Source organism: Kitasatospora sp. NPDC001664 (assembly GCF_053596675.1).
Genome location: NZ_JBSFGS010000030.1, coordinates 25,985 through 39,110 on the forward strand (window position 1 = coordinate 25,985; position 13,126 = coordinate 39,110).

A 13,126-nucleotide genomic window follows, 5' to 3' on the forward strand; every position below is an offset into this window, starting at 1 on the left:
GCTCAGGCCCGTACGGAATCCTGGCTGATGAGTGTGCCGATCTTCTCACTCTTCACCGCGCGGGCGATATTGCCCTCCGCCAGCAGCTCGAAGACCAGGATCGGCAGGTCGTTGTCCTTGCACAGCGTGATGGCGGTCAGGTCAGCCACCTTGAGGTCCCGCGAGATGACCTCGGTGTAGTCGAGCGAGTCGAACTTGACCGCCCCGGGGTTGGTGCGGGGGTCGGAGTCGTACACGCCGTCGACGCCGTTCTTGCCCATCAGCAGCACCTCGGCGTGGATCTCCAGGGCGCGCTGCACGGCGGTGGTGTCGGTGGAGAAGTACGGCATGCCCATACCGGCGCCGAAGATGACCACGCGGCCCTTCTCCAGGTGCCGGACGGCCCGCAGCGGGAGATAGGGCTCGGCTACCTGGCCCATGGTGATGGCGGTCTGGACCCGGGTCTCGATGCCTTCCTTGATCAGGAAGTCCTGGAGCGCCAGGCAGTTCATCACGGTGCCCAGCATGCCCATGTAGTCGGAGCGGGCCCGGTCCATGCCGCGGACCTGGAGCTCGGCGCCCCGGAAGAAGTTGCCGCCGCCGATCACGACCGCCACCTCGGTGCCGCCCCGGACCACCGTGGCGATCTCGCGGGCGATCTTGTGCACCACGTCCGGATCGACGCCGAGGCCACCGCCACCGGCGAACGCCTCACCGGACAGCTTGAGCAGTACCCGGCGGCGGCCGCCGTCCTGCCCGGTCTCCTGCGTCTCCGTCATCGACTTCTCCTTCTCCACCTACTGGTCCGCAGGCGGGGCCACCGGCGGGCGCTGCCGGGCCCCTTGACCTGCGCGTACACGCGAGGAGGCCACTGCCGCGGGAACCGGTACGGTCTCCTGCACGGCAATGGCCTCCTCGTCGTTCATGGTGCCGACGTGGCCCGCCCGTTGTCTTCGTGGCGCTGGTCGAGCCAGTTCGGCGCGTTCCTGGCCGCACCTGTGGTGGGCGGCCGGGCGGTTCCTACCTTAGGCGGGAAGCGCTCGGAACGGGTCTCAGGCGCCGACGCGGAAGCGGGCGAAGCGCTTGAGGGTGACGCCGTTCTCCTCGAGAACCTTGGCGACGGTCTTCTTGTTGTCCTTCGCGAAGGCCTGCTCCAGAACGGAGTTCTCCTTGACGAAGCCGGTGACGCGACCCTCGACGATCTTCGGCAGGGCGGCCTCGGGCTTGCCCTCCTCGCGAGCGGTGGCCTCGGCGACGCGGCGCTCGTTCTCGATGTCCTCGGCCGGGATCTCCTCGCGGGAGAGGTACTTCGGCGCGAAGGCGGCGATGTGCTGCGCGACGTCCTTGGCGACCTCGGCGTTCGGCTTGTCCAGCTCGACCAGGACACCGATGGTGGGCGGCAGGTCCGGGTCGGACTTGTGCTGGTAGACCGCGACGAAGCCGTCACCGTCGAACTGGGCGAAGCGACGGAAGACGATCTTCTCGCCCAGGGTCGCGTTGGCCTCGTCCACGTACTGCTGGACGGTCTGGCCGGCGTTGATCTCGGAGGCCAGGGCGGCCTCGAGGTCGGCCGGGGAGGTGGCGGCGATGTGGGTGGCGATCGTGTTGGCGACCTCGACGAACTTGCCGCCCTTGGCGACGAAGTCGGTCTCGCAGTTGAGCTCGACCAGAACGCCGGACTGGGCGTCCTCGGCGATCACGGAGGCGACGGCGCCGTTGGAGGCGTCACGGCCCTCGCGCTTGGCAACGCCCTTCTGACCCTTGATGCGGAGCAGCTCGACGGCCTTCTCGACGTTGCCCTCGGCCTCGTCCAGAGCCTTCTTGCAGTCCATCATGCCGGCGCCGGTGAGCTCACGGAGCTTCTTGACGTCCGCGGCGGAGATGTTCGCCATGGTGTGAATCTCTTCTCGCGTCTCGCGTGTCTGCGGGGAGTGGTGCCGGGGTGGCGATGGCCAGGCCCCGGCACGGGAGAGAGGGGCACCTACCGGTGTCGTACCGGCGGGTGCCCCTCACCCTTGGTACGTCAGGCCTGCTCGGCCTCGACGGCCGGAGCCTCGGTGGCCTCGGCAGCGGGGGCCTCGACGGCCTCAGCGGCGGGAGCCTCGGCGGCGGCGGGGGCCTCCTCGGCCTTCTTCTCGCCCTCGAGGAGGTCCTTCTCCCAGTCGGCGAGCGGCTGGTCGGCGCCCGGCTCGGCCTTGACATCGCCCTTGGCGACACCGGCGCGGGACTTCAGGCCCTCGGCGACGGCGTCGGCGATGACGCGGGTCAGCAGGGTGACGGAGCGGATCGCGTCGTCGTTGCCGGGGATCTTGTAGTCGACCTCGTCCGGGTCACAGTTCGTGTCCAGGATGGCGACGACCGGGATGTTGAGCTTCCGGGCCTCGCCGACCGCGATGTGCTCCTTCTTGGTGTCCACGATCCAGACGGCGCTGGGAACGCGCTGCATGTCGCGGATACCGCCGAGGGTCTTCTCCAGCTTGTCGTGCTCGCGCTGGAGGACCAGGAGCTCCTTCTTGGTGAGGCCGGAGCCGGCCACGTCCGTGAAGTCGATCTCGCCGAGCTCCTTCAGGCGCTGCAGGCGCTTGTAGACGGTCGAGAAGTTGGTCAGCATACCGCCGAGCCAGCGCTGGTTCACGTAGGGCATGCCCACGCGGGTGGCCTGCTCGGCGATGGCCTCCTGGGCCTGCTTCTTGGTGCCGACGAAGAGGACGCTGCCGCCGTGGGCAACGGTCTCCTTGACGAACTCGAAGGCGCGGTCGATGTAGTTCAGCGACTGCAGGAGGTCGATGATGTAGATGCCGTTGCGCTCCGTGAAGATGAAGCGCTTCATCTTCGGGTTCCAACGACGGGTCTGGTGACCGAAGTGGACGCCGCTCTCCAGCAGCTCCCGCATCGTGACGACGGCCATGGCCGTGCTCCTTGTGCTCTGCCCGGCGCGCCGGGTCCGTGCGGACCGCGGGGTGCCAGGGGTTCTCGGTTGTTCCGTGACGGTCGGGCGACCGTCACGCCTGACGCCCCGGACGTGCCGAGCCGCTCGGCCTGGCACAGGTCGGGACCGGAGTCCTGACCGCACCGGGCTCGGCGGACCGAGCGGCACTCGCACCGGGCTGGCGGCCTCCTCGCGGGTGGCCTGGCCGCCGGTGGCGGGGCGTGCGAAGTCGACCCGGGAGACCGGGTCGCGTGTGAAGTGTACGGGAAGCCCCGAGCGAGGAGCGACTCCGGCGGTGGCGGGAAGGGACCGGAGGACGGACTGCCGGGCCGCCCCGACCGCCCGGTCACCTCGGGTTCACCCCTGCGGGGGACGGCGGCCGTCCACAGGGACGGCCTTGTCCACAGGGCCGGGCCGGGCAGTGGTCCGGAGCTCGGCCGCTCGGGAGCCTGCACGGCATGACCGATCCTCTCGTCAGTCCGGTGGTTTCGTTTCCGTCCTCCTCTCCCCGGCCCCGGCCCCGGGTGCGCTCCTGGGGCCGGGCGCGCACCCGGGGATGGCCCGGGGCCGGGGCCGGGGCTCGTGCTGGAGCCCGGGAGCGTCACCGGGACTGGGACCCGGGCTGGCTCCGGGAGTGGGACCGGTACCGGGCGAGGGTCCGGGCCCGGGACTTCCAGGGTGGGCTCGCCCTGCTACCCGGCGGGGACGGCTCCGGGCCGCCGGGCCGACCCGATCGACGGCTGGTGCTGTTGGCAGTCCTGCTGGCCGCAGTGCTGCTCGTCGGGGTGGAGCCGCCCACCGCTCACGGCACGGCTCGGGACGCGGCTACGGGGGCGGCCCATGTACCCCGGGCTGTACCCCGGGCCGTGGTCGCTCCGGCGATCCGTCCTGCCGTCGGGCCGGGGCCCGGGCGGGCCTGGCCGGTGGGCGGACGGAGCGGGCTGCTGCAACGGTTCGACCCGCCGCCGGTCCGGTGGGCGGCCGGCCACCGGGGCGTCGACCTGGCGGCCTCGCTCGGCGACACCGTCCGGGCAGCCGCACCCGGGGTGGTGTCGTTCTCCGGGATGGTGGGCGGCCGACCGGTGGTGACGGTGACTCACCCCGGCTCGGGGAGCCCGGCTCTGCGGACCACCTACCTACCGGTCACCGGGCTCCCGGTCGGCACGGCGGTCTCGGCCGGGCAACCGATCGGGGTGCTGGCCGTCGGGGCCGGGCACTGCGCCAGCGACTGCCTGCACTGGGGGTTGCTGCGCGGGAAGCGCTACCTCGATCCGCTGGCCCTGCTGGGCACCGGACGGGCCAGACTGCTGCCGCTCGACGTGCGCTGAGTCGGGCCGACCACCGTCACGTCGGCACGGGGCCGCCCTCAGGGGCGGCCTCCGTCAGTCCGCGGCCGGGGCTCCGGCCTGCCGCTGGGCAGCGGCGTCGGCAGTGATGGCGGCAGCGATGTCGGCGTCACCGTGGGCGGAAGCCTCACGGTGTGCCGGGCAGACACCGTGCAGCACCATCGACACCGCCGAGTCGGAGACCGGGCCGGAGCCCGGGCCACCCGGCCGCTCGGCCTGGCGCACGGCGGCCTCGACCACTCCCTGCAGCAGCACGGCCGCCACCCTGGGCTGATCGTGCCCGAGGTCCTCCAGGGCCTGCACCACCAGGTCGACCAGGGTGTGGTGGGCCGCCCGGATCCGCTCGCGCGCCTCGTCGCTCAGTTCGAGCGCCGAGATCGCCACGACCGCACGGTGCCGAGGGTCCGCCGCGAGGGCGAGCTGCCCCCGGACATAGGCCTCGACCTTCTGCTCCGGGGCGTCCGAAGCGGCCATCCCGGCCTCAATCTCGGCAGCCCAGAGCGGGAAGTCGATGGCGCAGAGCTCTTCCACGACCGCCGCCCGCGAACGGAAGTACTCGTACACCGAGGAGCGTGCGAGACCGGCCTGCGCCGCGAGTGCGGGGAAGGTCAGCGCCTCCATGCCCCCCTCGGTGAGCAGCGTGCGGGCAGCATCGAGCAGCGCTGCGTGCTGCAGCTGGCGATGCTCGGCCACGGTGGCCGCCCGGATCTTAGGCACGCCCCTACTGTACGGAGCCCGGAGCGCTCCGGTGACGGGGCCTCGCGAATCCGTCAGAGCACACCCGGCGCACGCCGCCCAGCGCGCGCTCCACCGAGGGTGGCTGCGAATCCGCCGGCGCCGTACGCCGACCTGTCGGCCCATCAGCCGCGGGCCGACATCCGTGAGCGAGCCGTCAGCAGACGTCCCGCACGGCGCGAACTGCGGCCGCGAGCCGTCAGCAGACCTCGGAGAGCTTGGCCCGTAGCTGGATCACCGACTTGGTGTGAATCTGGCTGACCCTGCTCTCCGTGACGCCGAGCACCTGTCCGATCTCGGCGAGCGTGAGGCCCTCGTAGTAGTAGAGGGTCACCACCGTCTTCTCCCGCTCGGGGAGGGTGTTGACCGCCGTGGCCAGCAGCCGGCGCAGCTCGCGGTCCTCCGCCACCTCGACGGGATTGTCGGCGCCGGTGTCCTCCAGGGTGTCCATCAGGCTCAGCCGGTCACCTCCGTCCCCGGCCGGGTGCAGCAGTTCGTCCAGAGCCACCACGTTGGCGAGCGAGAGCTGGCTGAAGATCGCGTGCAGGTCCTCGATTGCGATCCCCATCTCGGCCGCGACCTCGGGTTCGTGCGGGGTTCGGCGAAGACGCGCCTCCAGGGTGGCGTAGGTCCGCTCCACCGCCTTGGCCTTCTGCCTGACGGAGCGTGGGATCCAGTCCAGCGCCCGGAGCTCGTCGATGATCGCGCCGCGGATGCGGCTGATGGCGTAGGTCTCGAACTTGATCGCGCGGTCGATGTCGAACTTCTCGATCGCGTCGATCAGGCCGAAGACCCCGGAGGAGACGAAGTCTGCCTGCTCGACGTTGGCGGGAAGCCCGACCCCGACCCGGCCGGCCACGTATTTGACCAATGGCGAGTAGTGCAGGATCAGTTGTTCCCGCAACCTGGCGTCGCCGGACTCCTTGTAGGAGCGCCAGAGCACCTCCAGGGCTGACCGTTCGTCAGTGGCAGCCCCCTCGGGGGGCGTAGCCGACGCCTGCTCACGCCGGGCGTCCGGCGCGCGGGCTCCCGCCGGGGCCGCCGCCTCCTCCGCGTTCCCCCTGGTGTGCGCCCGGCCGGCCTGCCGGGTCACACCCATCACGCCTGCTGCCTTGGCCGGTCCCTCGGCGGCCGGGCGCACCTCGGCCCCCGGCCCTGGCCCTCCCGAGGACCGGAGGCCACCGGTCACCCTGCGTCCGGGAATGTGTGTGGGCATACGTTGGTCTGCGCCGTTCTGCCGAGTCATGTGCTGATAGGGAAGCCACTGGGAGCGTAGCGTGATCGAGTCGCTGCACAGTGCTACCACCACTCGGTCGTCCCTCGATCCGGTGGTGCGATCGGCGCGTCGCGCTCCACCGGACCGGCGGGTCGTCACCCTCGTCCGGACCTCGCCCGGCGCGCGAGCCGCCAGTGGGCGCCGCACCTCTCGACGAAGCCGAGGGACCCCAACTCGTACAGCCGCTGCTGGACTTCGTCCTGCGACAGCCCCGCCTGCCGTGCCAGCCGCTCGAGCGGCGCGCCCTCGGCCGTGGCCGGGACCGCCTCCAACACCTTGGCCACGTTCGGCGTCAGCAGATCCCGGGGAAGAACCGGCCCGGACCGGCGCGGCGCGAGGTCGTCGCCGATTGCCCCGATCAGCTCGCTGACCTCGGCGGCGTCGGTGACCAAGGTGGCCGCGCCGCTGCGGATCAGAGCGTGGACCCCTGCCGAGAGCTCGGACGTGACGGGGCCGGCCACGCCCATGGTGTGCCGGTTGAGGTCACGGGCCCGGCGCGCCGTGCTCAGAGCGCCGCTGCGCAGGGCCGCCTCCACCACGACGGTGCCCCGGGTGAGGGCCGCGATGACGCGGTTCCGCAGGACGAAGCGGAACCGGTTGGGGTGCTCGCCAGGCGGCAGTTCGCTCAGCAGCAGCCCCTGCGCCGCGATCCGGGCGATCAGCTCGGAGTTGCCCGCCGGGTAGGCCACGTCCACCCCACTGGCCAGCACTGCGAGGGTCACACCGCCGACCGCGAGCGTGCCCCGGTGAGCCGCCGCGTCGATTCCGTACGCCGCCCCGGAGACCACCACCCAGCCCCGCTCGGCGAGTTGGGCCGCCAGCTCTCCGGCCACATGGGCCCCGTAGGAGGTGCAGGCCCGGGCGCCGACCATCGAGACCGACCGTAGGGCGAGCATCCGCAGGGAGCCCGAGCCTCGGATCCAGAGGCCGATCGGCCGGCCGTCCCCGAGGTCGTCGAGTTGGGAGGGCCACTCGGTGTCGCCCGGAATGATGAACCGCCCACCGAGTGATCGCACCCGTTCCAGGTCACCGTCGACGTCGATGAGCGGAAGCCTGGCCCGGTAGGCGGCGAGCCGGTCGGCGTCCAGGTCCAGGTACCCGGGCTCCGCCCTGCGGTGGATCGCCTCGACCAGGCTGGCCGCGCCGACCTGTCCGAGCCAGCGCCCGATCACGGCGTCGCCCGGCTCGATGAGGCGTGAGAGCGCGGCTCTGGCGCGCCGCTCGGGGTTGTCCTTCCAGGATGGAGGGTGGGTGCCGTCACTGGCGGCGCAGTCCTCGCCGATGTGCCGGCTCTCGGGCTGCGGCTCGGTGCGGCGCCCGGTCCGGGGTTCGGTGCGAGGTCCGAGCTCGGTCTCGGGCAGGGTGCCGGGCTCGGTCAGGGAGTCGGACTCGGCAACGGTGGGTCGACTGCGGTTCACCTGTACCTCCACGGTGTCGGCGGAGTTGGGGAAGGCCCGGCCACGAGGGCTGTGAAGGGGTGTCAGGGCTCGATCTCGAAGTGGCCGTCCGGCTCTCCTTCGGGGTGGGCGGGCCGCTCCACGGCGGGGAGGCCGCGTTGGACTCCCGTCCGCAGTTGCAGCGCGGCCCGGACGTCGACCCTGGTCGGGCTGGAGTGCCCGCACAGGTCGGCGACAGTCCAGGCGACCCGCAGCACGCGGTCGAGCCCGCGGGCAGTGAGCAGGCCCCGCTCCAACTCCCGCTCCGCGTCGATCAGGGCGCCCGGCGCCAACTCCCAACGGGTGCGGAGGGTGTGGCCGGGGACCTCCGCATTGGTGCGCCAGGGGGTCTCGGCCATCCTGGCGGCGGCTCGCTCACGAGCGACCAGGACCCGGTCGGCGACTTCCCGGGTGCTCTCGGCCTTGCCCTCACGCCCCATCAACTCGGCCCTGGTCACCGGCGCCACCTGCACCTGGAGGTCCACCCTGTCCAACAACGGCCCGGAGAGCCGGCCCTGATACCGGCTCACCATCGTGGGCGTGCACTCACATCCCTCGCCCCGGCGCGAATGCCTGCCGCAGGGGCAGGGGTTGGCCGCGAGGCAGAGCTGGAACCGGGCGGGCAGGCGGACCGAACCGGCAGACCGGGCGATGGTCACCTCCCCGGACTCCAACGGCTGCCGCAGCGCGTCGAGGACCCGGACGGGGAACTCCGGTGCCTCGTCCAGGAAGAGGATCCCTCGGTGTGCCAAGGAGACCGCTCCCGGTCTGGGGAGCCCGCTGCCGCCACCGACGATCGCGGGCATCGTGGTGGAGTGGTGCGGCGCGTAGTAGGGCGGACTGTCGATCAGCGGCCGGTCCACGGGCAGCAGACCGGCGACCGAGTGCACCGCCGTCACCTCCAGCGCCTCGGACTGGGTCAGCGGCGGCAGAAGGGCCGGGAGCCGCTCCGCGAGCATCGTCTTGCCCGCGCCCGGCGGCCCCTTCAGGTAGAGGTGGTGGCCGCCGGCGGCGGCGATCTCCAAGGCCTGGCGGGCTTCCTGCTGCCCGGATACGTCGGCGAGGTCGAGCAGGGCCGCCTTCTCTGCCGTAAGCCCCCGGATGCCGGCTCCCGGCAGGAGCAGCCCGGCCACCGACGGGTCACGGCGCCCGTCCAGTTGGGGTGAGGGATCGTCAGGCGCCGGGGCACCGGTCAGCATGGCGATCAGCTGCCGGAGGCTGCGGACACCACGGACCGAGACCTCGGGGACGAGCGACGCCTCGGCAGCGGTCTGCTCGGCCACGATGATCTGCCGGTACCCGGCCTCGGCGGCCGCCAGGACGGAGGGCAGGACTCCTCGGACCGGCCTGACCCGTCCGTCCAGGCCGAGCTCACCGATGATCAGCAGGTCGGCGATGACGGCCGGTTCGAGCCGCTCGGCCGCGGCCAGGACCGCACAGGCCACGGCCAGGTCGAACCCGCTGCCCCCCTTCGGGACCGAGGCCGGGCTCAGACCCACCGTCAGTTTCCGCTGGGGCCAGGTCTCCCCGCTGTTGACCACGGCAGCCCTCACCCTGTCCCTCGCCTCCGAGAGCGCCTTGTCGGGCAGTCCCACCAGGGCGAAGGCGGCCAGACCGGGCTCCAGGTCCGCCTGGACCTCCACCACCACGCCGTCCACCCCGACCAGGGCCACCGAGCAGGTGCGGGCGAAGGCCATCTCAGATCGCCCCTCTGAGGTGCTCCACCAGGGCGGCACCCTTGAGGCGGTTGACCACCGCCACCAGGTCGATGCGGACACCGCCGGGCGGCAGCGGGACCGACCGGATCGGGGGCTCCGGGGCAGGTGTCGGGCTGCCGCCCTTGGCCGCCTTGGCGCGACTGCCCTTGGCGCGACTGCCCCTGACACCGTCGCCCTTGCCACCGGTGGTCCCGCCCTGGCCCGTACTAGGACCCGCTCCCGGCGGTCCGGCGTCGACCACGGCTCCTCCCGGGGCAGGTCCTTCCCCGGCGGTGACCGCAGTCGGCGATGCCTTGACCGACTGGTCGACCGACTGGCCCCCCGGTGGTCCGGAAGCTGCCTCGACCGCCCTTGCCAGCCGATCGAAGTGCTCGGGCCAGCGCTCGCCGAGCCAGCGCTCGGCGAGGTGGCGCAGCCGCTCGGCCTTCGTCTGGTCGATGCCCTCCTGGGGCTGCTGGAACCCGCGCTCGGACCGCGTCTTCACCTCGCACACGGCGAGCGTGTCCCCGTCGAGCGCAACGATGTCCAGCTCGCCCTCGGCGCAGCGCCAGTTGCGCTCGAGGATCTGCAGCCCGCCTTGGGCGAGCCAGCGGGCAGCGACTTCTTCGCCGTACCGCCCGAGGCCGGTGTTGGAACTCTGCACGGCAATCACCTCCATGCCGGAGGTTGCCGCGATGGACCGACGACTGGTCGGAAGCGTCTTCAGCCTGTGGAAAACCCGGGGCTGTGGACAACGGTGCTCACTCGGAAGAGTGGTGCCGAGAATTCACCCTGGACAGACCGGTGATCGGCGGTCCAATGTCTCGTTCCGGGCAGCAGTTCGACCGCTGCCGAGGTTCAGTTCCCGAACGACGCGTCGTCGGACGGGAGCTCCAGATCACTCTTCGCCAGTTCCTCGATATTGACGTCCTTGAAGGTCAGCACCCTCACCTTGCGGACGAACCGGGCAGGCCGGTACATGTCCCAGACCCACGCGTCCGCCATCGATACCTCGAAGAAGACCTCGCCCTGCACCGAGTGGACCTGAAGCTCGTAGTCGTTCGTCAGGTAGAAGCGCCGCTCGGTCTCGATCACGTATTTGAACAGGCCGACGACATCCCGGTACTCCCGGTAGAGCTTGAGCTCCATCTCGGTCTCGTACTTCTCGAGGTCTTCGGCACTCATCCAGGCGTCCCCTCAGCTCGATACGTCCACCCCATTGTGGACCACCCCGCTCGTCCGCAGAGCCTTACCGGCCGGACTGGCGGACCATCGGCCAGCAATCGCTCCACCAGCTCGGCCAGCTCCACCGGGTAGACCGTCTCCCCGGTCTCCCGGAGTTCGGCCACCGTCCACCAACGGGCCGTCAGCAGCTGGGCGTGCTCGGTCCCGTCCCCCTCGGGCACGCGCAGCTCGGTGCTCGCGGTCCGCGCCAGGTGGAACCACTGGTCCTGCTCGTACCCCCTCCCCAGATAGGAGAAGGTCACCGTGTCGAACGCCACCACCGGCCCGAGCTCCACTCCGGTCAGCCCGGTCTCCTCCGCCAGCTCGCGCAGGGCCGCGTCGCGCAGCTCCTCGCCGGGCTCGACGCCCCCTCCGGGCGTGAACCACCAGTACACGTCCGGGACCGCGGGATCCGTGCCTCGGAACAGCAGCAGCCTGCCCTCACCGTCCAGCAGCAGCACCCGTGCCGCTCGACGCCGCTCCACCGTCATCGCCGACTCCTCCGTGACCGACTCGGCGCGGCCTCGCGGTTCAGCCCCGCCCCGCTCGCTTCCTCAGCCGCCCGGCCAGCGACGCCACGCCACCGGCCAGCGAGGCCAGCAGGACCAGGCCCGCACCAAGCGCCGTCCCGAACGCGAGCAGCCCGAACGGGCCGGCCTCCGCCGCCGGCCGGCCGGGCAGACCGTCGAAGGCGGTGGTGCGCCCGCTCACTCCCGCCCGGCCCGCCGGCCAGACCGTCGCGTCCACCCGTCCCAGCACCTCGGTCGCCGCCACCGTACCGCCCGCCAGGTCGAGGTGGGTCCGCGAATCGAGCGAGCCGAGCCGGTGATCACCCAGCAGGAACAGGCGCCCTTCGGGGACCGTCGTCGAGAAACGCTGGTCGTCGAGCTTCGGATCAGCCACGTAGGGCTCGTCGACCGGGTGGTCGTTCACCACGAGCCGGTGCTGGGCATCGCAGCAGGCCACGGTGTCACCACCGACCGCGACCACCCTCTTGACCATCGTGCTGTTGCCCCACAGCGGGTCCCGGAAGACCACCACGTCGCCGCGGCCGATGCTGTCGGCCGGCACCGACCGGGCCACCACCGTGTCGCCGATCCGCAGCGTGGGCTCCATCGACTGCGTCGGGATCCGGTACGGCCGGTACTGCACCGCGATCGCCGCGAAGCAACCGACCATCAGCAGGAAGCCGAGGCCGATCACCAGCCCCTGGACGACCGCCGCCGGACTCCGCCCGGGCTTCTTCCCCGCCGGGGCCGGGGCCGCCGGGCTCATCACACCGCTCACCGTCGCCACCTCCTGGTCGGCCCACACTCCGTGCGGGCAGGCCGCGGCGGGGCCGGGAAGACCGACGGGCCGTGGCACGTGCGAGCAGATTACTCGCCGGTACCACGGCCCGCGCAAGAGCCGAGCGCTGCTCAGGAGCAGCCCGGTCAACCGTCAGCTGCGCTTGCGCCGCAGCCACCAGACCGCCGGCACTGCGACCGCCGCGCCCGCCACCGGCGGCGCGTACGGCAGTGCGGCAGCGGCGAGCCCCTTCTGGTCGAAGGTGTCCGGGACGGGAAGCGTGGCCCAGTTGCCGATCGGCCAGGCCACTACGAAGGCGCGGCCGACCACGTTGTCCACCGGCACCGTGCCGCCACCGGGCTGGTCCTGGTGGAAGCGCGAGTCGAGCGAGTCCGCCCGGTGGTCGCCCATCACCCAGATGCGGCCTTCGGGGACGTTCACCCGGCCGAACGGCTTGTCGCCGCACGGGGTGTTGCCGGGGTAGATGTAGGGCTCGTCAAGCGCGATCCCGTTCACCTTGACCGGCCCGGTGCCCTCGCACTCGACGGTGTCGCCGCCGACCGCGATGACCCGCTTGATGAGGTCCTTCTCGTTGGCCGAAGGCATCAGACCGATGAAGCTCAGCGCATCCTGGATGCCTCGGACGACGGCGTTGTCGCTCTGCTCCGCCGGCTCGTCGCTCAGCCAGCCGCCCGGATCGTGGAAGACCACGACCTCTCCGCGCTCGGGCTCGGCCCCGAACCAGGGCGTCAGCTTGTCGACCAGGACCCGGTCACCGATCTGCAGGGTGTTCTGCATCGAGCCCGAGGGGATCGAGAAGGCCTGGACGAAGAAGGTCTTGATCACCAACGCCAGGATCAGCGCGATGCCTACCAGGATCGGCAGTTCCTTCCAGAACGAGCGCTGCTTGGCCTGCTTCTTCCCGCCGCCTTCCGGCGTCTCCTCGGTCGAGTCCGAGGCCGCCGAAGCGGCCTGCCCGGATCGATCGGAGCCGTCCAACTGCTCGGGGCCCTCGCCCTCGGGCTCAGGGCCCCCAGAGCGGGCACCGATCACCAGATCCCCCACAACATCTCCTCCCAGCTGTGCGGACGCCCACGCGTCCGCGCTCACAGTGCCGCACAGCGGGCACCACGTTCTGCGTCGGGCCGTCAGCCCGCATCAGCACTGCCCGCCGAAACGGGGTCTGACACCGACTCAGCGACCGTGTCGCCGGAGGC

12 protein-coding genes and 1 pseudogene are annotated in these 13,126 nt (G+C 71.6%); 1 reads left to right on the forward strand and 12 read right to left on the reverse strand.

Going from position 1 to position 13,126, the window contains the following annotated elements; genetic code table 11:
• Positions 1 to 2: 2 nt before the first annotated feature.
• From pyrH to rpsB, 3 genes are all read right to left on the reverse strand, one after another.
• Positions 3 to 758, reverse strand: a complete 756-nt coding sequence (gene pyrH, locus ACWCYY_RS32530; RefSeq protein ID WP_345285568.1) for a UMP kinase — start codon at positions 756 to 758, stop codon at positions 3 to 5.
• A gap of 273 nt (positions 759 to 1,031) precedes the next feature.
• On the reverse strand, positions 1,032 to 1,871 hold the full coding sequence (tsf, locus tag ACWCYY_RS32535) for a translation elongation factor Ts (RefSeq protein WP_345285566.1): 840 nt from the start codon (positions 1,869 to 1,871) through the stop codon (positions 1,032 to 1,034).
• Between the two features lie 131 nt (positions 1,872 to 2,002).
• Positions 2,003 to 2,887: a 30S ribosomal protein S2 gene (gene rpsB / locus ACWCYY_RS32540; RefSeq protein ID WP_449798069.1), complete on the reverse strand. Its 885-nt coding sequence runs from the start codon at positions 2,885 to 2,887 to the stop codon at positions 2,003 to 2,005.
• 764 nt (positions 2,888 to 3,651) lie between these two features.
• On the opposite strand from rpsB, the gene ACWCYY_RS32545 reads away from it, so the two are divergent.
• Complete coding sequence (locus ACWCYY_RS32545; RefSeq protein ID WP_449798070.1) at positions 3,652 to 4,236, forward strand: M23 family metallopeptidase; 585 nt, start codon at positions 3,652 to 3,654, stop codon at positions 4,234 to 4,236.
• Between the two features lie 162 nt (positions 4,237 to 4,398).
• Here ACWCYY_RS32545 and ACWCYY_RS32550 read toward each other — a convergent pair.
• From ACWCYY_RS32550 to lepB (ACWCYY_RS32590), 9 genes and pseudogenes are all read right to left on the reverse strand, one after another.
• A pseudogene (locus ACWCYY_RS32550) lies at positions 4,399 to 4,947 on the reverse strand (TetR/AcrR family transcriptional regulator); the annotation flags it as partial.
• A gap of 241 nt (positions 4,948 to 5,188) precedes the next feature.
• Positions 5,189 to 6,088, reverse strand: a complete 900-nt coding sequence (whiG, locus tag ACWCYY_RS32555; protein ID WP_449798090.1) for an RNA polymerase sigma factor WhiG — start codon at positions 6,086 to 6,088, stop codon at positions 5,189 to 5,191.
• Positions 6,089 to 6,360: 272 nt separating this feature from the next.
• Positions 6,361 to 7,548, reverse strand: a complete 1,188-nt coding sequence (gene dprA, locus ACWCYY_RS32560) for a DNA-processing protein DprA (protein ID WP_345285688.1) — start codon at positions 7,546 to 7,548, stop codon at positions 6,361 to 6,363.
• 197 nt (positions 7,549 to 7,745) lie between these two features.
• On the reverse strand, positions 7,746 to 9,398 hold the full coding sequence (locus tag ACWCYY_RS32565; protein ID WP_345285561.1) for a YifB family Mg chelatase-like AAA ATPase: 1,653 nt from the start codon (positions 9,396 to 9,398) through the stop codon (positions 7,746 to 7,748).
• A 1-nt stretch (position 9,399) separates the two neighbouring features.
• On the reverse strand, positions 9,400 to 10,062 hold the full coding sequence (locus ACWCYY_RS32570) for a YraN family protein (protein ID WP_449798071.1): 663 nt from the start codon (positions 10,060 to 10,062) through the stop codon (positions 9,400 to 9,402).
• A gap of 194 nt (positions 10,063 to 10,256) precedes the next feature.
• Positions 10,257 to 10,583: a DUF2469 domain-containing protein gene (locus ACWCYY_RS32575; protein ID WP_057232326.1), complete on the reverse strand. Its 327-nt coding sequence runs from the start codon at positions 10,581 to 10,583 to the stop codon at positions 10,257 to 10,259.
• Positions 10,580 to 11,113, reverse strand: a complete 534-nt coding sequence (locus tag ACWCYY_RS32580; RefSeq protein ID WP_449798072.1) for an NUDIX hydrolase — start codon at positions 11,111 to 11,113, stop codon at positions 10,580 to 10,582. Before ACWCYY_RS32580 ends, ACWCYY_RS32575 begins: the two co-directional genes overlap by 4 nt.
• A gap of 40 nt (positions 11,114 to 11,153) precedes the next feature.
• A complete protein-coding gene (gene lepB / locus ACWCYY_RS32585; protein ID WP_449798073.1) occupies positions 11,154 to 11,909 on the reverse strand; it encodes a signal peptidase I in 756 nt (251 codons plus the stop codon).
• Positions 11,910 to 12,062: 153 nt separating this feature from the next.
• Entirely contained in the window at positions 12,063 to 12,974 is a 912-nt protein-coding gene (gene lepB, locus ACWCYY_RS32590) for a signal peptidase I (RefSeq protein ID WP_449798074.1), read from the reverse strand.
• Positions 12,975 to 13,126 lie beyond the last annotated feature (152 nt).

Bases quoted from the DNA above. Each gene is read 5' to 3' on its own strand.
- pyrH (WP_345285568.1), bottom strand. From the start codon at position 758: ATGACGGAGACGCAGGAGACCGGGCAGGACGGCGGCCGCCGCCGGGTA.
- tsf (WP_345285566.1), bottom strand. From the start codon at position 1,871: ATGGCGAACATCTCCGCCGCGGACGTCAAGAAGCTCCGTGAGCTCACC.
- rpsB (WP_449798069.1), bottom strand. From the start codon at position 2,887: ATGGCCGTCGTCACGATGCGGGAGCTGCTGGAGAGCGGCGTCCACTTC.
- whiG (WP_449798090.1), bottom strand. From the start codon at position 6,088: ATGGGTGTGACCCGGCAGGCCGGCCGGGCGCACACCAGGGGGAACGCG.
- ACWCYY_RS32565 (WP_345285561.1), bottom strand. From the start codon at position 9,398: ATGGCCTTCGCCCGCACCTGCTCGGTGGCCCTGGTCGGGGTGGACGGC.
- ACWCYY_RS32575 (WP_057232326.1), bottom strand. From the start codon at position 10,583: ATGAGTGCCGAAGACCTCGAGAAGTACGAGACCGAGATGGAGCTCAAG.
- ACWCYY_RS32580 (WP_449798072.1), bottom strand. From the start codon at position 11,113: ATGACGGTGGAGCGGCGTCGAGCGGCACGGGTGCTGCTGCTGGACGGT.